Annotated in this window: 15 protein-coding genes; 4 read left to right on the forward strand and 11 right to left on the reverse strand. The window is 29.9% G+C overall.

All coding sequences use genetic code 11. From position 1 onward, the window contains the following. Window positions 1–77 precede the first annotated feature (77 nt). From ACSIGE_RS10720 to ACSIGE_RS10730, 3 genes are all read left to right on the forward strand, one after another. The gene (locus ACSIGE_RS10720; protein WP_440879867.1) at window positions 78–563 is read left to right on the forward strand and encodes an acetyl-CoA carboxylase biotin carboxyl carrier protein subunit; all 486 of its coding nucleotides are present in this window, start codon (window positions 78–80) and stop codon (window positions 561–563) included. A gap of 2 nt (window positions 564–565) precedes the next feature. Beyond that, window positions 566–2,002 carry an acetyl-CoA carboxylase biotin carboxylase subunit gene (accC, locus tag ACSIGE_RS10725; RefSeq protein ID WP_440879868.1) on the forward strand — a complete coding sequence of 479 codons (1,437 nt, stop codon included), beginning with the start codon at window positions 566–568 and terminating at the stop codon, window positions 2,000–2,002. 117 nt (window positions 2,003–2,119) lie between these two features. Further along, window positions 2,120–3,661, forward strand: a complete 1,542-nt coding sequence (locus ACSIGE_RS10730) for an acyl-CoA carboxylase subunit beta (RefSeq protein WP_440879869.1) — start codon at window positions 2,120–2,122, stop codon at window positions 3,659–3,661. A gap of 218 nt (window positions 3,662–3,879) precedes the next feature. Here ACSIGE_RS10730 and ACSIGE_RS10735 read toward each other — a convergent pair whose 3' ends face one another. From ACSIGE_RS10735 to ACSIGE_RS10755, 5 genes are all read right to left on the reverse strand, one after another. Continuing rightward, the gene (locus ACSIGE_RS10735; RefSeq protein ID WP_440879870.1) at window positions 3,880–4,281 is read right to left on the reverse strand and encodes a peptide chain release factor-like protein; all 402 of its coding nucleotides are present in this window, start codon (window positions 4,279–4,281) and stop codon (window positions 3,880–3,882) included. A gap of 30 nt (window positions 4,282–4,311) precedes the next feature. Next, window positions 4,312–4,920 (reverse strand): AAA family ATPase, encoded by a 609-nt coding sequence (locus tag ACSIGE_RS10740; RefSeq protein WP_440879871.1) that lies wholly within the window; start codon window positions 4,918–4,920, stop codon window positions 4,312–4,314. Next, on the reverse strand, window positions 4,884–5,513 hold the full coding sequence (gene pnuC, locus ACSIGE_RS10745; RefSeq protein ID WP_440879872.1) for a nicotinamide riboside transporter PnuC: 630 nt from the start codon (window positions 5,511–5,513) through the stop codon (window positions 4,884–4,886). Before pnuC ends, ACSIGE_RS10740 begins: the two co-directional genes overlap by 37 nt. Next, on the reverse strand, window positions 5,497–5,757 hold the full coding sequence (locus ACSIGE_RS10750) for a hypothetical protein (RefSeq protein WP_440879873.1): 261 nt from the start codon (window positions 5,755–5,757) through the stop codon (window positions 5,497–5,499). Before ACSIGE_RS10750 ends, pnuC begins: the two co-directional genes overlap by 17 nt. A gap of 146 nt (window positions 5,758–5,903) precedes the next feature. Next, the gene (locus ACSIGE_RS10755; RefSeq protein WP_440879874.1) at window positions 5,904–6,530 is read right to left on the reverse strand and encodes a 4'-phosphopantetheinyl transferase family protein; all 627 of its coding nucleotides are present in this window, start codon (window positions 6,528–6,530) and stop codon (window positions 5,904–5,906) included. A 61-nt stretch (window positions 6,531–6,591) separates the two neighbouring features. Here ACSIGE_RS10755 and ahcY point away from each other — a divergent pair, with 61 nt between their 5' ends. Continuing rightward, complete coding sequence (gene ahcY, locus ACSIGE_RS10760) at window positions 6,592–7,908, forward strand: adenosylhomocysteinase (RefSeq protein WP_440879875.1); 1,317 nt, start codon at window positions 6,592–6,594, stop codon at window positions 7,906–7,908. 411 nt (window positions 7,909–8,319) lie between these two features. Here ahcY and ACSIGE_RS10765 read toward each other — a convergent pair whose 3' ends face one another. From ACSIGE_RS10765 to ACSIGE_RS10790, 6 genes are all read right to left on the reverse strand, one after another. Then, window positions 8,320–9,330 (reverse strand): TlpA family protein disulfide reductase, encoded by a 1,011-nt coding sequence (locus ACSIGE_RS10765; protein ID WP_440879876.1) that lies wholly within the window; start codon window positions 9,328–9,330, stop codon window positions 8,320–8,322. Window positions 9,331–9,736: 406 nt separating this feature from the next. Beyond that, a complete protein-coding gene (locus ACSIGE_RS10770; RefSeq protein WP_440879877.1) occupies window positions 9,737–10,243 on the reverse strand; it encodes a ferritin in 507 nt (168 codons plus the stop codon). A 123-nt stretch (window positions 10,244–10,366) separates the two neighbouring features. Then, entirely contained in the window at window positions 10,367–10,645 is a 279-nt protein-coding gene (locus tag ACSIGE_RS10775; RefSeq protein WP_440879878.1) for a hypothetical protein, read from the reverse strand. Between the two features lie 513 nt (window positions 10,646–11,158). After that, entirely contained in the window at window positions 11,159–12,160 is a 1,002-nt protein-coding gene (locus ACSIGE_RS10780; RefSeq protein WP_440879879.1) for a TlpA family protein disulfide reductase, read from the reverse strand. Window positions 12,161–12,478: 318 nt separating this feature from the next. Beyond that, window positions 12,479–13,495, reverse strand: coding sequence for a hypothetical protein (locus ACSIGE_RS10785; protein WP_440879880.1), 1,017 nt, complete (start codon window positions 13,493–13,495; stop codon window positions 12,479–12,481). 886 nt (window positions 13,496–14,381) lie between these two features. Beyond that, complete coding sequence (locus tag ACSIGE_RS10790; protein WP_440879881.1) at window positions 14,382–15,362, reverse strand: ETX/MTX2 family pore-forming toxin; 981 nt, start codon at window positions 15,360–15,362, stop codon at window positions 14,382–14,384. Window positions 15,363–16,195: the final 833 nt, after the last annotated feature.

The raw sequence follows: 16,195 nt of genomic DNA on the forward strand, positions 1-16,195 counted from the left end.
TGCTGGATTTTAAGGTGCTATCTCGGAGAATTTATTTGCGATAATTTTAATATTTTAGAGGAATAAACAGGAATTTTATGAGTAAACTATTCAAGGCTGTTGTCAATAATAATTATGATTTTGATTTTACGCCAGAACAAATTAGTGAATTGGATATGGTGACTGGATCTGACACAAGCATACACGTTCTTCATCAAAGTAAATCATTTCAAGCAAAAGTCATAGGGAAAAATTTTATAGATAAACTCTATAAAGTGGAAGTAAACGGAAACAATTATGATGTAAAATTACATAATTCGTTAGATGTATTTATTGATAAATTAGGTCTAAATACTAATTTATCAAAAAAAGAGAATTATATTAAAGCTCCTATGCCTGGATTAATCGTTTCAGTTGATGTTTCAGTAGGTCAAGAAGTGAAAGAAGGACAGGGAATTTTGGTGCTGGAAGCGATGAAAATGGAAAACACGTTATCAGTCCCAAGAGATGGAATCGTAAAATCATTGTTAGTACAACCAAGTTCTAAGGTTGAAAAAAATACATTATTAATTGAAATGGAATAATTATGAAAAAGATTTTAGTAGCCAATAGAGGGGAAATAGCTTTGCGTGTAATGCGGACAGTAAAAAAAATGGGAATTAAAACAGTAGCTATTTATTCGGATGTAGATAGAAAATCACCACATGTAGCTTTTGCTGACGAAGCTGTATGTATTGGATCTGCGCCATCAAATCAATCGTACCTTTTGGGAGATAAAATAATTGAAGTTGCAAAAAAACTTAATGTTGATGGAATTCACCCTGGATATGGCTTTTTAAGTGAAAATGCTTCATTTAGTGAAAAAGTAAATAAAAATGGAATAATTTTTATCGGACCTAAGCCAAAAGCTATTCAAATTATGGGAAGTAAATTAGCAGCAAAGGAGGCGGTGAAGGCATATGGAATTCCCATGGTTCCAGGAATTGATGAAGCAGTAACAGATGTTAATTATGCAAAAGAAGTAGCAAGGAAAATAGGTTATCCTATTTTAATTAAGGCATCTGCTGGTGGTGGTGGAAAAGGAATGCGAATTGTATATAAAGAAGAAGATTTAGAAGAGCAAATGAATAGGGCTATTTCTGAAGCGGAATCAGCTTTCGGAGATGGAGCTGTATTTATTGAAAAATATGTAGCCTCTCCAAGGCATATTGAGATTCAGATATTAGCAGATAATAAGGGGAATACAATTCATTTATTTGAAAGAGAATGTTCTATTCAGAGAAGACATCAAAAAGTAGTAGAGGAAGCTCCATCAAGTGTATTAACTTCTGAGCTTCGATATGAAATGGGAGAGGCAGCAGTGAAAGTAGCAAAAGCATGCGACTATAGAGGGGCTGGGACGGTAGAGTTTTTGTTAGATGAAAATAAAAATTTTTATTTTCTTGAGATGAATACACGTTTGCAAGTAGAGCATCCGGTAACAGAAATGATTACGGGAATTGATTTGGTAGAACAACAGATCAGAATTGCACGCGATGAAAAATTAGCATTTAATCAAGGAGATGTCACAATTAAAGGACATGCTCTTGAACTAAGGGTATATGCTGAAGATTCTCTGAATAATTTTGCTCCCAGTATAGGTATCCTTGATACGTATAAAGTACCTAAAGGCACAAATATAAGAGTGGATGATGGTTTTGAGGAGGGAATGGAGATTCCAATCTATTACGATCCGATGATAGCAAAGTTAATCGTATTTGGACAAAGTAGAGAAGAAGCAATTGAGTTAATGAAACAAGCAATTAATGATTATCAGATAAAGGGAATAGAGACAACTTTACCCTTTGGAAAGTTTGTTTTTAATCATGAGGCATTTACCTCTGGGGATTTTGACACCCATTTTGTGAAAAAATATTACACCTCTCAGGCTTTAAGTGCTCAATACAAACAAGAGGCAGAAATCGCAGCAAGGTTAGCCTTGTATGCTTATTTAAAGGAAAAACAAGTTTTAAAAACATGTTAATTTTTGATTTTTAGGTTATCGTTGGAGAATATAGTTTTTTCTATGAGATGGAAAATATCATTTAAAACAAATGTAATTTATAACTTCTAACAAAAACATAAAGGAACTTTAAAAATAATGGATACAAAAATAGAGGATTTACAGCATAAAATTGCAAAAGCAAAAATTGGTGGAGGTCAAAAACGAATTGATAAACATCATGAAAACGGGAAATTAACAGCTCGAGAAAGAGTCTCATACTTTCTAGATGAAGGATCTTTTGAAGAGATTGGAGGTTTGGTAACTCACCGAACCACAGATTTTGGAATGGGAGATAAAAAATATTTTGGAGATGGTGTAATCACTGGATACGGAACCGTAAATGGAAGATTAGTATATATTTTTGCTCAAGATTTTACAATCTTTGGAGGATCGTTATCTGAAACTCATGCAGAAAAAATATGTAGGGTTATGGATTTAGCCGTTAAAGTAGGAGCGCCATTAGTAGGACTAAACGACTCTGGAGGTGCTCGTATTCAAGAAGGAGTTCGATCGTTAGGGGGGTATGCAGACATTTTTTATAGAAATGTACAAGCATCTGGAGTCATTCCACAAATTTCCGCAATTATGGGACCCTGTGCAGGAGGTGCTGTTTATTCACCCGCGATGACAGATTTTACTATTATGGTTGAAAACACCAGTTATATGTTTGTTACAGGACCTAATGTGGTTAAAACAGTAACAAATGAAGAAGTAACATCTGAAGAATTAGGAGGTGCAAGTACTCATGCAACGAAATCAGGAGTGACGCATTTAACAGCAGAAAATGATGTTCAATGTCTAGAAAATATTAAAGTATTATTGAGTTATTTACCACAGAATAATCAGGGAATTACTCAGAGGCTCCCTTTTGAGTTAGGTACAGAAATCAGAGATGAGCTGAAAACCATTGTTCCTGATAATATTAATAAACCCTATGATATGCGCTCAGTGATAGAAGGTATCGCTGATAGCAATTCTTTTTTTGAAATTCAAAAAGAGTATGCAGATAATATTGTTGTGGGTTTTGCCAGGCTTGCGGGAAGAAGTATTGGAATTGTTGCAAATCAGCCAATGAGTTTAGCAGGGTGTCTGGATGTTAATAGTTCAAAAAAGGCTGCAAGATTTACTCGTTTTTGTGACTGCTTTAATATCCCATTATTAGTTTTAGTAGACGTACCAGGATTTTTGCCAGGAACAGATCAAGAATGGAATGCTATTATTACAAATGGAGCAAAACTATTGTATGCATTAAGCGAGGCAACTGTGCCAAGAATAAGTGTAATTACAAGAAAAGCATATGGAGGTGCTTATGATGTTATGAATTCGAAGCACATAGGAGCTGATATGAATTTTGCATGGCCAACTGCAGAGATTGCAGTAATGGGGGCAAAGGGTGCAAGTGAGATTATTTTCAAAAAAGAAATTTCAGAAGCGGACGATTATGAGGCTAAGCTAGCAGAGAAAGAGGCAGAATATGCAGAGAAGTTTGCGAACCCATATCGTGCAGCAGAAAGGGGGTTTATTGATGAAGTAATTTTGCCAGAGGAAACAAGAAGAAAGCTTATTAAGGCTTTCGCGATGTTAGAGGGAAAAAAAATAGAGGTACCAAAAAGAAAGCATGGAAATATACCTTTATAGGAATGTTTTTAAATCATATTAAAACTGTCTTGTTAATTTAATTAAGACAGTTTTTACTAAGTAATTATAAATTATCATCTAGTATAATTTGTTAATTATTTTATCTGTGATTTTTTAGCCTTAAAAATTAAAATTAGTTTTGTTTAATATTGATTATGTATTTATTGAGGTTGGATAAACAATAAAAAAATTTTATTTACAAAAATAAACGACCTCTTTTAAAACCGAAGTTTCTTACGGCTATCTTTTTTCTCTGAGAGATGTTTCTTAGCTTTCAACCTTTTTTGGTGAAGTTTTTTGTTGTATAAACTTTTTTTTCTAGGTTTAGAAATGATGGTAGCTTGTGCTAATAAGCTAAAAAAACGAATAATGACTAGTTCTTTATTATGATGTTGAGAACGAGTTGATTGGGAAGACATTCTAAGAACTCCATTACTGGAAATTTTATTTGATAAGTTTTTTAGTATTAACTCTTTTTCTGATTTAGAGAGTCCTTGTGACGTTTGGATAAAAAAACTGAGTACTACTTTTGACGCTACTTTATTAATATGTTGCCCTCCATTTCCAGAACTCCTAACAGCTTTAAAGTTCAGTTCTCTAAAAATAATAGTTTTATTCATCTTTTAGCACTTATTTAAAGAGTTTTTTATTTATTTCTCAAGTATATTTTCTTCTTTAGATGAATATAGGTTTATTTTTTCTATTATTAGTTTATCTATATATTCCACTGATTTTTTTAAACGCATATCAAGGGAACCTTTTATCAAAACATAAGGTTTTTTATATTTTTTTAGGGTATTTTCAAATGCTTCAAACATTTCTTGACGCTGGTTTGGGCGATCTCTTAAATTATCAGCTTCCCAAGGTATATCAATATACGTTAGTAAGTACAGATCATAAAAGTTATTTAGGGCTGCTTCATTCAATTTCGGATCGACAAATCCGTTGTAATATTCTTCTGAGTAAACTTTTGTTTCGAGTAGGTTTGTATCACATATAAGAACTTTGTTTGCGCTTTTTGCTGCTTTATTTTCGAGTTTCATTTGTCCTTCTGCAATAGGAAGTAAATCGGTTTTTTCACAAACTTTTTGCTCTCTATTCCATTTGTTTTGAAGAAACTCTCTGGCATATTCTGGAACCCAAGAGGTATTGTAATATTTTGCTAATTTTTTAGAAAGTGTCGTTTTACCTGTGCTTTCTGGTCCGAATAAAACTACTTTAACTAAATTAATAGGTTGCTGTTGATATTTTTTTTCCATGCGTGATATCCTAAAATTGCCATAAATGTAAAAATAATATATTGAATACTTGTGAAGGTAAGTCCCTTGTAAAAGTAAAGAGGAATTGAAATAATATTACCCACGATCCAGTAAGTCCAATTTTCAATTTTTCTCCTAGCCATTAGCCACATTCCCACGAAAAATATTGCTGTAGTAATGGTGTCTGCATAAGCTGTCCACCCATTCCATTTATCTAAAATATTATAAACTAAGTAAACAAAAGCCAACGTTAGAGTAAATATAATCAAACTAATTTGTTTTTCCATTGATGTCATCTTAGATATTGGAGTTACATTGTTTTCGTCGATCTTTCGAGTCCAAATATACCAGCCATAAATACTCATGAAAAAGTAATAGATATTAATCATCATATCGCCAAAGAGTTCCCATTTTAATAATAAATATGCAAAAATAGAAGTACTAATCATCCCAGAAGGGAACACCAAAACGTTATTGTTTTTAGAAAACCAAACTGATAGAAAACCAAAGATAACTGCTATAATCTCTAGCCAGATGTCAATAGAATCGTATAAAGAATATTGACCAAAGAAGAAATCAAAAAGTTGGCTCATAATTACTTCTATCTGATTTAACAATTTTAAGTAGGATAAGACCATTGTCTATAAGCTCGAAAGTATTTTTTATTTCTGAACTCAATATTTTCATCACTTCATCGTATTTACCATATACTTGCGTGCTTAGTGGATTTTCCATAACAGTAAGTCCGGAAGTTCTCATTTTTTTAATGAAATTTATAATAGGTTCTTCAAATTCATTTTGAAGAGGCGTAAGTGTAAGTTCTACTGAAATATTCATCGGTGAAAATTGAAAAACAAATATAAGTCTATTTACTTAAAAGTGTTGTTAGGTATTAATTTGTTATTCTATTGTATACTGTAAATTTATTTACTGGTCTTAATTTTTTATATAACACATATAAAAAAGAACTCCTTGTTAATTACCTAATAAGCATACACACAAGTAAAATCTTCAATTTCCAAAAAAAACACTCGATAATCACTTGTTTTTCCATCATAAAGAATTTTCCCAATAGTATGATTCGTTTCAAATGAAAAGTCTTCAATATACATGTGATTTAAGAATAACAATTTTTTTTTTCCATAAATTTTATAAAGACTTTCTTTAGCGCCCCAAACAATGGTTAATTTACTTACTAAAGCATCATGGTTAGCTATTGATTTGTAGGCTTCAATTGGTGTAAATTTATGTGCTATTTTTAATATTTTATCACGTCTTTTTTCAATATCAATTCCTACAGGTATCTCCGAAGAGATTATTATACCTGAGAAGATGAACGAATGTGTTATTGAAATAAATTTACCATCTCTCAGATGTGGTTTTCCAAAAATATCATAACTAAGGTCTTGGTCAGAATAACCTTCAAGTTCCAATAAACAGCGAATACTTAAAAAACCTCTTTGGTGTATTTCAGACTTCATGTTCATTAGTTTCTTTTTACTTTTTTCAGTCAAACTAAATCTGCAAGATAAGTCATCTATAGATTCTTCGATTTTCCAAATTAATACTTTCGTATTTTTATTGACAATTACTGTTTTATACAGAGGCATAAGTTAAAAAGTTATTCCGTAAATTTGTTTTATAAATTTATGATATTAAATATACAAAAATATGAGCGCAAATACAGCAACATACATCCCATACAAAGTTAAAGATATTTCTTTAGCTGATTGGGGTAGAAAGGAAATAGAGTTGGCAGAAGCTGAAATGCCAGGTTTGATGAGTTTACGCGAAGAGTACGGAGAAGAACAACCTTTGAAAGGAGCAAGAATTGCAGGATGTTTACATATGACAATTCAGACTGCTGTTTTAATAGAAACTTTGCAAGCTCTTGGTGCAGAGGTAACATGGAGTTCTTGTAATATTTTCTCTACTCAAGACCAGGCAGCAGCAGCTATTGCTGCGGCAGGGACTTCAGTATATGCATGGAAAGGAATGAATGAGCAAGAGTTTGATTGGTGTATTGAACAAACGTTATTTTTCGGAGAGGAAAAGAAGCCTTTAAATTTGATTTTGGATGACGGAGGAGATTTAACAAATATGGTTCTTGATAAGTATCCACATTTAGTTGATGGAATAAAAGGATTGTCAGAAGAAACTACCACAGGAGTTCACCGTCTGTACGAGCGTATGAAGAATGGTACATTATCAATGCCGGCAATTAATGTAAATGACTCAGTTACAAAATCAAAGTTTGATAACAAATACGGGTGTAAGGAGTCTGCAGTTGATGCAATAAGAAGAGCAACTGACGTAATGTTAGCTGGAAAAAGAGTTGTAGTATGCGGTTATGGAGATGTAGGTAAAGGAACGGCTGCTTCTTTTAGAGGCGCAGGAAGTATCGTGACTGTTACAGAAATTGACCCAATTTGTGCTTTGCAAGCTGCTATGGATGGTTTCGAAGTTAAGAAATTAGAAACTGTTTTGAAAAACGCAGATATCGTTATTACAACAACAGGAAACAAAGACATTGTTCGTTCAGAGCATTTTGAAGCAATGAAAGATAAAACGATTGTTTGTAACATAGGTCATTTTGATAATGAAATTGATATGGCTTGGTTAAATGAAAATCATGGTAATACAAAAGTTGAAATAAAACCACAAGTAGACAAATACACAGTTAATGGAAATGATATTATTGTTTTAGCTGAAGGACGCCTTGTGAATTTAGGATGTGCAACCGGGCATCCAAGTTTTGTAATGTCTAACTCATTTACAAATCAAACATTAGCACAACTTGAATTATGGAATAACGCTGAGGCTTATAAAAACGAAGTATACATGCTTCCTAAGCACTTAGATGAAAAAGTAGCGAAATTACATCTTGCAAAGATAGGAGTAGAGCTGACCTCTTTACGACAAGATCAGGCAGAATATATTGGAGTTACGGTTGAAGGTCCTTTCAAACCAGAACACTATAGATACTAGAAAATCAGTAAATATTTTTAGAATCAAAAATTATATTATAAGTCCTGTAGCCTATGCTGTGGGACTTTCTTGTTTAAAGATGGTACGATTCACAGATAACTATTTCGCATATAAACCAATCCCTTTCTACCTTCTAACAGATAAAAAAAGAAAATGTAGCCTATAGATTATGTTCCTCCTTCTTTTATTCTTTGTGATAAAAAAATCAATTACGGTACAAAATTTTAAAGACAGATCATATTAGGAAGGTTGTGATTTCATAAATATGTTCATTTTTATGCATTAAAAACAATTTTTAGATAATTTAAGATATCTTTGGACTTCATTTTTTGAAATTGAAGTATAAAAAAACACACTTTAAAAGTGTGTAAACTTATCAAAGGTGTTTTAATATTTTCTATGGGATTCCTCTTAAATATTCAAAGATTCTAATACTTCTACTAATTTAGGATCAGAGGGCCTAGGTGCTTGTGCATCCACAATATTTCCTTCCGGGTCAATTAAAATGAAGTGAGGTATTGCATCTATTTTATAGTTTTTTATAAATTCTGATTCCCAGTTTTTATCGGCAATTAATTGAGTGCCGGCTAACTTTTTATCAGAAACCATATTTTTCCAAATATCGTAATTCTTGGTTTCATCAATTGAAATTCCAACGAATTCAATATTCTTATCATGGAATTTTTCTTCAATATTCTTTAAGTAAGGAATTTCATTTTTGCATGGTTGACACCAAGTAGCCCACACATCAATAAAAACGTATTTACCTTTTAAATTATCTAAAGAAGTAGTACCTCCTTTGTGATTTTTATAATTTTCAAACTTTGGAGAAGTTAATCCTTGCGCAAGATTCTTTTTTATGTAAATTTTTTTATCATATTTTTTTGTTATAGATTTTTTCATTTTTGTGATACTTCTTTTTTGAGTAGCAATGAATGAACTATCTAATACTTTTTCTTCGAGTCTTTTTTCAAAAGATTCTTCGTAAGATTTTAACTTAGCCTCAAAGTCTTTCCTTGGTAATTTGTATAGTTCTTCAACATCAAATTTTTCTTTAATTAGAGTAGATTTTGCTAAGAAGTTACTCTCATCAGCTCCTTTTCCAGTATATGTAATGGTTTCATCAAACTTTTTAGTATCAAGAGTTAAATTAACTTCACTTCCATTCTTAAGGAAAAGAGATGTGTATTCTGTTCCATCGAATATGTAATGAATACCCGTTTTGACTTTTAAAGTATCACTAAAAGCTCCTGTTTCATTTACTTTTATAACTTTTCTAGTTTTTGCCTCATAGTTGTTAATTTCTAGCGAATCTGAATTTCTATTGGTGATGTTACCTGTAAATATTACATAGTCCTTTGGTTTTTCATTACAAGAAGTAATAGCAAGTGAAGCTAATGCAAGATAAATAAATTGTTTCATTTGAGTATATTTATACCGTTAAGTGTAAATCTAAATTAATGAATTTATGCGAATTTTGACTTTTCTAAGTTGCCCTAATTTTAAAACGCAAATGATGTGATTTTTTTAATGGAAGTCTTTAAAAACTTATAATATTATTAACCTACAGGCTTTTCATATTTTTAAGTTATGACAAAAAATTAATTTAAAATAAGAGAAATAATTTGATCTTATTTTTTCAGTGTTTTAAAAAAAAGTAGCATATCTATAATTACGTAATTATATCGCAATGTTTAAAAAAGAAAATGAACAAGTATTTATATGTTAAATGTTTACTTATCGTATTAATTTATCTTTGAATTATAAATCAAAAAGTCTCAATAATTAAATTGAGACTTTTTGATGTCAGTTTTTGTCATGTTATTTGTTATTCCTTAGGAATTCTTTCATCAATCATTTTTAATGGAAAGTCACCCATTAAGTCAATCATGTCTAGAATATCTCTCACTTTCTCTTCTTCTTCTGCTTGTTCAGTAACGAACCATTGTAAAAACACCTCAGAGGTGAAGTCTCCAACCTGACGAGCTTTTTTAAATACATTATGGATCGATTTAGTTACTGCTATTTCTGCATCTAAAGAAGCTTCAAATATACTCTTTAAGTTTTCATATTCATGTGTAATACCTTCTATTGTAGGTGAAAGAGCATTACCTCCATTGTCATTGATAAATTTGAAAATTTTCATCATATGTGATCTTTCTTCTTCTGCTTGATTATAGAAATATTGTGCACTATTTCTTAATTCTCGTTGATCACACCAAGAAGCCATAGCTAAATATTTGGATGAGGCTTTTTGTTCCATCATAACTTGATGGTTTAATAAATCGACAACTTCAACATGTAGAATCATGTTTCTTCTTACTGCAGTTTCCATATTAATTGTGGTTTAGGTGTTTGTACATCAAAGATAAGTATTAAAACAATGATTTAATAACTTGATATACAATTTAAAAGTAGTCTTAGTAAACTGAAATAATGAAAAAATAAGGATGGCTTTTTAGATGAAAATTGATTCTACAAGGTCTTTCAAGTCTAAAAGTTGAGGTATATCTAGATATAATAAATGCGATTTATCTGCTACCAATAAAAGAACATAATTATCTCCATTAATAAGCATTTCTAATTTATCAAAACTAGTGTAATATATAATTTTTTTTCTTAAAGCCAATAACTGACAAAATGTAAGCTCAATAGTTTTGTAACCTAGATCTAATTGGTAGGAATTTCGTTCTGACGAAATGACGCAATATTTCTTACTCTTTAAAGAAGCTTCCATAAATGCAAATATATTATTTTAAATTAATCTAAACAAGATTAGAGTTGCCAATTCAGTATATTTTTTATAAAATTAGTGTTTAATACAAAACAAAAAACACCTTCTATATCTATAATAGATGTTTTGATAAAATAATATTTAATTGCTTAAATCTTTAAAGAATCTAATACTTTTATTAGGTATTAATTTAAAAAGAAATGAGTTTGTGAGTTAATAGTATTTTCCCTTGGATCAATCAAAATGAAACGAGAAAAACGATCAATTTTATAGGCTTTAGTAAAATCAGAATTTCAATTATTGTAAGCTATTTGATATTGTTTATTTTTTTGTTTAAAACCATATTTTTCCCGTTTCTACATTTATAATTTACAGAGAGTCAAAGTTCTGATTGCCTATGTTTTTTTGATAGTTCGACATGTTTATTTATGTTTTTTTAACATGATAATAACCTTAATTACTAGGGCTAGTATATATTATTATTTGATGATTTGTACTTGTTTAAACGATTGAAATTTATAGCTTAAGCGATTTTAAAAGTTTCATTAGTTCTGGATCGGAAGGTCTTGGTGTTTTTGAATCTATAATGTTACCTTCTGGATCAATTAAAATGAAACGAGGAATGCCATTAATTTTATAGCTCTTAATAAAATCAGAATTCCAGTTATTATCAGCAAATAGTTGAGTTCCTTTTAATTCCTTATCTACTACCATTTTTTTCCATAATTCATGATCTTTCTTTTGATCTATTGAAATTCCAATAAACTCAATATTTTTACCATGAAATTCTTTCTCAACTTTTTTTAAGAAGGGAATTTGATTTAAGCATGGGATGCACCAAGTAGCCCATATATCAATAAAAACATATTTGCCTTTTAAATCATCTAAGGAGGTAGTTCCTCCAGTAAAGTTTTCATAATTTACAAATTTTGGAGAGACCATTCCTTTGGTAAGAGAAGATGTTTGATTGTAATATTTTTCTATGTAATTAATAATGGTGTTTAAGCGTTTTTCTTGATCCGCTACGAAGATTGAATCTGAATTATTATCCAAAAGTCTTTTTTTGAAATTAGCAGTATAAGACTTTAACTTTGCATCAAAATCTTCTTTTGATAAATTGAAAATTTCTCTATTTTTAATGAGACCTTCCTCTAATAAGAATGCTTCGGCTAAAAAGTTACTTTCTGTTGCACCCTCTCCTGAAAATGATACGGTTTCATGAAAATTTTTAGTATCAAGTGTCATATTCAGTTCTAAACCATTTTTAAAATAGGCAGTTGTCTTTTCTTTACCATCGAAAATAACATGCAAACCAGATTTAATATTTAAGGTATCACTAAAAGTACCATCGCTATTTAATTTGATTGTTTTTTTAAACCCTGTTTTTGGATTTAAAATAAGAAGTGAATCAGAATTTTTATCTGTGATTTTACCTGAAAACGAAAGGTAGTTTTTGGGCTCTTTTTTACATGCGATTATTGATAAAAAGGCTAATGAAAAATAAAATAGTTGCTTCATTATTTGAGTTTTATTAACTGTTTTTAGTAATCTTCTAAAGTAGTGAATATATATTAATTATTTGCTCATTACATATTTCACAATATCTAATATTTTAGAGAAAGTACACACTATTTTATGGTGAAACTTTTTAAGAGTGAGAAATGCTTATATCATCTGTAATTTTAAATATAAACGAACATTAATGAGATTTAATACAATTAGAGAGAATATTTAATAAAAAAATGAAGACTATGTAAAATAATTGAAAGATAAAAAGTAGAAGGAGAACACTATTTGATTTTACTCTACTTTTATAATATTATGATTTTTTTAGATTTAATTATCCGCTATCCAGCATCTAATTTTTATCTCTTTGGAATGCTGTTCGTTTACCTCAATGACATAAGCTTTGTTTTTGTATTCGTAAAAAAAATCTTCTGCATCAATCGCCCAGAAATAATGTTCATGATGTTTTTTACCATAGTCAGCTCCAATTTTACCCTTGAATTCTATAGAGGCTTTCCATTTAGAAGAGTGAGTTTTATGTCGTTCAACTAGTTCCCAGTACGCGACTTTACCTGCAGGAACAAAAATTTCATTATTACTATTTATTATGACAGTGTTATCATTAGGAATACAGAGAGTATTAGTTCCGTCAATAAATACATGTTTTGAAGATTTTAAACCCGTACCGAACCCTTGCGAATATAAGTCAATTGTAATTGAATTATCAAGTTCTGTTCTTAAAGGTATTTCTATTTTTCCCCCAACCTCTTCCTTTATGTCACCAGTTATATTCCAGTGAACATAGTTATGAATGTCAAATTCAGAACTACCTGGAAATGGTAACCAAGTATCTTTACTACTACTATTTTTATGAACTCTAGTTACAGAATATGGAATTCTTTTAAAATCGCTGTACGCCTCTTTTGATTTTTCGTTACAAAGAAAACCTTTTGTTCTATAAAGAGAGGACCAATTATGTTTTATGTTTGGGTTTTGTCCCTCACCACAGACATACTCATTGAAATAAACTCCAATGGGAGTTTCTTCTCCTAAATTTATCAGTCGGGCAAACCGTTGTTTTATATCGTCAATATTTCGGAAATTGATTCTGGTATTGACGCTTATATCTCTTAAATTATAACCATCAATTTTGTGCCAGTTCCCAAAAAAAGAACTTAACTTCCTAGATTTTTTTTTATGATAGACGGTTTTTGACCTTTTTATGAAAAGGTCGTAGTCGTCTGTTTTACCTTGTTCAGATGAAGTTAATTCATTAACTTGGTCGTTACAACTTAATGAAGAAAAAAATAGTGTTAAATAAAAAGTTTGTATCAATTTATTTTTCATATTAACGTGTTTATAATTTTTTATAAAAAATGAAACAACTCGTAACGGAAATTATTTAAATTCTTAGAACTTTAATTGCTGTCAGACAGTTTTTGATTCTAAAAATTAAAATACGATGAGTTGTTTTTGTGTTAATCGGCAAAGGTAGTACAAGTAATTATGCCTAATTATTAAAATGTCTTTTTATTTTTTATAAAGTGCAATTTGTTTGTTGTTTGCTCCACTATCAAAACTAATACTAATTATAGTATTAGTTAGGTTTCTTTGATTTTTAAGTTTCTATACTGGACATTAGAGTCATTTTTTTCTTATAATCTTTCAATAAGATAGACTAAATGAAAATACAAGGAATTATTAACTAATGATATTTAAGCTCAAGTTTGAGGAGAGTATTCATTTTCATTGATTTTTGGTCTGTAAAAACATCAACATTTTTGTAATTTAATTATACAACTAAATTGAAATTTTGTTTTAAGGTGTTTATTATTAATGTTTTATTTCTAGTAGAAAAAGTATTGTAAAATATTTGTATTAGTAAATATGATGAGATGTTAATAATTAATTGAATGGAGTATTAACTATTTCAAAATTTCATGATTCTAAAAAAAATAGAATGATTTGATATATTTTTTGTGTAAAATGGTCAGCGAACATTTATTTCTATGTATAGTAAAATCTGCTTTACAATTAAAATTACAATCTTATAATAAGAATAAATACTTAGCAAAGCTTCTAACAATTGTTGTCAAGTAAGAAAAGAAATTGTTTTAATATTCAGTAGATAATTTATGTGTGTTTTAAAATAAATAGAGGAACTACAAAATGTAGTTCCTCTTATTAAGCTTATAAGTAATTATTATAACTTTTTTAAGATAAATATTTTATTTTAATTATCGTGGATTACAGCTCTTATTTCAAATTGTTTTTGAATTGTAGAGAATACACTAATCTGATAAGCGTTTTTAGGGTTCTTAAATTCACGGAAGAAATCCGCAGCATGGACATACCAAAAATGATGACCTTTATATTTACCAGCTCCATAATCGGCTCCAACTTCACCTCTAAATTCAACAGGAACTCTCCAATCTCCATCAAAATTTTTATGACGTTCGTATAATGTCCAAGTAACCTTTTTGCGTCCAGGAACCATTATTCCAGTAGCAGATCCACCTATAGTAATTATTTTAGTAGTTGTCGAAGTATCAGAATAAGATGCCGAAAGCGTAGCAGTAACCGATGTTTCACCTTCTGCTACAAGAGGTAGGCCAATTTTTCCACCTGCTGTTAGAGCCAGTGATCCCCCAACCTCATATTTTACAGAATGGGTATCTCTGAATTCCCATTTTATTGGAGCTTCCATTCTTCTAGGTTCATTGTCGTAATTTCTTACAGAAATAGTTTCCTCTATTGGTTTCCAAGGTGTGTAGTCAGATATATTTTCTCTATCATAAAAAGACTCACCTACAGGTCTAAATTCGGCCTCCCAATATTGTGAAGGGTTAGGGTTGGTTCCCCAACCTAATCCTCGATCATTAATAAAAACTCCAACAGGTAATTGCGAACCAGAGTTCAATATTTCAGCAAATCTTGCTTTAGCAGAACCTTCATTATCATATCTAAAATTAACATCTCGGCTTAAGGTTTTTAGATGCTTACCACTAATTTTCTGCCATTCACCAACGATAGGTGCTTTCGAACGATGCGAAGTATCAACATCAAAATATTTTATATTGATTGTTTTTCCTACTTTGATACCTCTATCCTTTTGTTGACTAGGGCTTGACATAATTTCTTCTTCTTGGTTTTGACAAGAGAAAAAAGTTGCGAATAATAGAGCACTGCTCATTAAAATTAGTTTATTTTTCATTTTCTTTTAAATAAAGGGTTAAAAAACACATGCATCATTAACAGCTACTTAAACTTATAATTTACATGCTACATTATACAAAAAAGTTCATGGTAAAATTGAATTTATATAATCTAAAAAACTACAGATTCTTAATCGTTCTGTATTGTATTTTAGGGATTAATAAATTAAAAAAAATCATTCTTCACTCGTTGTAGTCTTAATAAGATGAAAAACTTTTATGAATACTCTTTTTAGTTTTTTTGAAAGAATGATTTATCGTGTTTTTTAGTTAAAATAAAGTTTTTTTTAACATTTGTGTTTTGATTATTTTGTTTTTAAGTTTTTGAATTTTAAATCTTTGTGTTTGGTTTGATTTTGCGTATTGAGCTGATATGTTAAAGTTTGGTTTTTTGATTTTATAAAATGATTAATTTGATTAAAAAAGACTTGTTACAACTTATTTTATAAAAGAAAAGGCGCTCAATGTGTAACTATTTTTTCAACTAATAATATAGAATTTAACGGGAGTATATCATTAGAAGTTTTAATATTTACGAAAATCATGCATCTATTTTTAAATAGAGCTTTTATTTCCTTATAATGAGTTAGTATTAATTTTATTTGAATGGTTATAATATTTAATTATTGTGAAATAAACACAATGTAATTCTAATAGTTTTTAAATAAGATTTCTCAATGCTCTAATAAAACTAATGGAGGTCTTGATATTTCTAAAAGTATTATTAAAACAAGAAGTTTTAAAAAAAAATAAAATAGAGGGACTTACAATTTGTCCCTCTATCTCTAAGAATTTATTTTTTATTTTATTTAAGGTAAAAGCACATGTTTTA

Origin of the sequence: Tenacibaculum profundi, assembly GCF_052050075.1 — a bacterium.
Taxonomy (GTDB): domain Bacteria; phylum Bacteroidota; class Bacteroidia; order Flavobacteriales; family Flavobacteriaceae; genus Polaribacter.

Excerpts from the sequence above, each read along its gene's own strand:
- ACSIGE_RS10720 (WP_440879867.1), top strand. The coding sequence starts at position 78 with ATGAGTAAACTATTCAAGGCTGTTGTCAATAATAATTATGATTTTGAT.
- accC (WP_440879868.1), top strand. The coding sequence starts at position 566 with ATGAAAAAGATTTTAGTAGCCAATAGAGGGGAAATAGCTTTGCGTGTA.
- ACSIGE_RS10730 (WP_440879869.1), top strand. The coding sequence starts at position 2,120 with ATGGATACAAAAATAGAGGATTTACAGCATAAAATTGCAAAAGCAAAA.
- ACSIGE_RS10735 (WP_440879870.1), bottom strand. The coding sequence starts at position 4,281 with ATGAATAAAACTATTATTTTTAGAGAACTGAACTTTAAAGCTGTTAGG.
- ACSIGE_RS10740 (WP_440879871.1), bottom strand. The coding sequence starts at position 4,920 with ATGGAAAAAAAATATCAACAGCAACCTATTAATTTAGTTAAAGTAGTT.
- pnuC (WP_440879872.1), bottom strand. The coding sequence starts at position 5,513 with ATGAGCCAACTTTTTGATTTCTTCTTTGGTCAATATTCTTTATACGAT.
- ACSIGE_RS10750 (WP_440879873.1), bottom strand. The coding sequence starts at position 5,757 with ATGAATATTTCAGTAGAACTTACACTTACGCCTCTTCAAAATGAATTT.
- ACSIGE_RS10755 (WP_440879874.1), bottom strand. The coding sequence starts at position 6,530 with ATGCCTCTGTATAAAACAGTAATTGTCAATAAAAATACGAAAGTATTA.
- ahcY (WP_440879875.1), top strand. The coding sequence starts at position 6,592 with ATGAGCGCAAATACAGCAACATACATCCCATACAAAGTTAAAGATATT.
- ACSIGE_RS10765 (WP_440879876.1), bottom strand. The coding sequence starts at position 9,330 with ATGAAACAATTTATTTATCTTGCATTAGCTTCACTTGCTATTACTTCT.
- ACSIGE_RS10770 (WP_440879877.1), bottom strand. The coding sequence starts at position 10,243 with ATGGAAACTGCAGTAAGAAGAAACATGATTCTACATGTTGAAGTTGTC.
- ACSIGE_RS10775 (WP_440879878.1), bottom strand. The coding sequence starts at position 10,645 with ATGGAAGCTTCTTTAAAGAGTAAGAAATATTGCGTCATTTCGTCAGAA.
- ACSIGE_RS10780 (WP_440879879.1), bottom strand. The coding sequence starts at position 12,160 with ATGAAGCAACTATTTTATTTTTCATTAGCCTTTTTATCAATAATCGCA.
- ACSIGE_RS10785 (WP_440879880.1), bottom strand. The coding sequence starts at position 13,495 with ATGAAAAATAAATTGATACAAACTTTTTATTTAACACTATTTTTTTCT.
- ACSIGE_RS10790 (WP_440879881.1), bottom strand. The coding sequence starts at position 15,362 with ATGAAAAATAAACTAATTTTAATGAGCAGTGCTCTATTATTCGCAACT.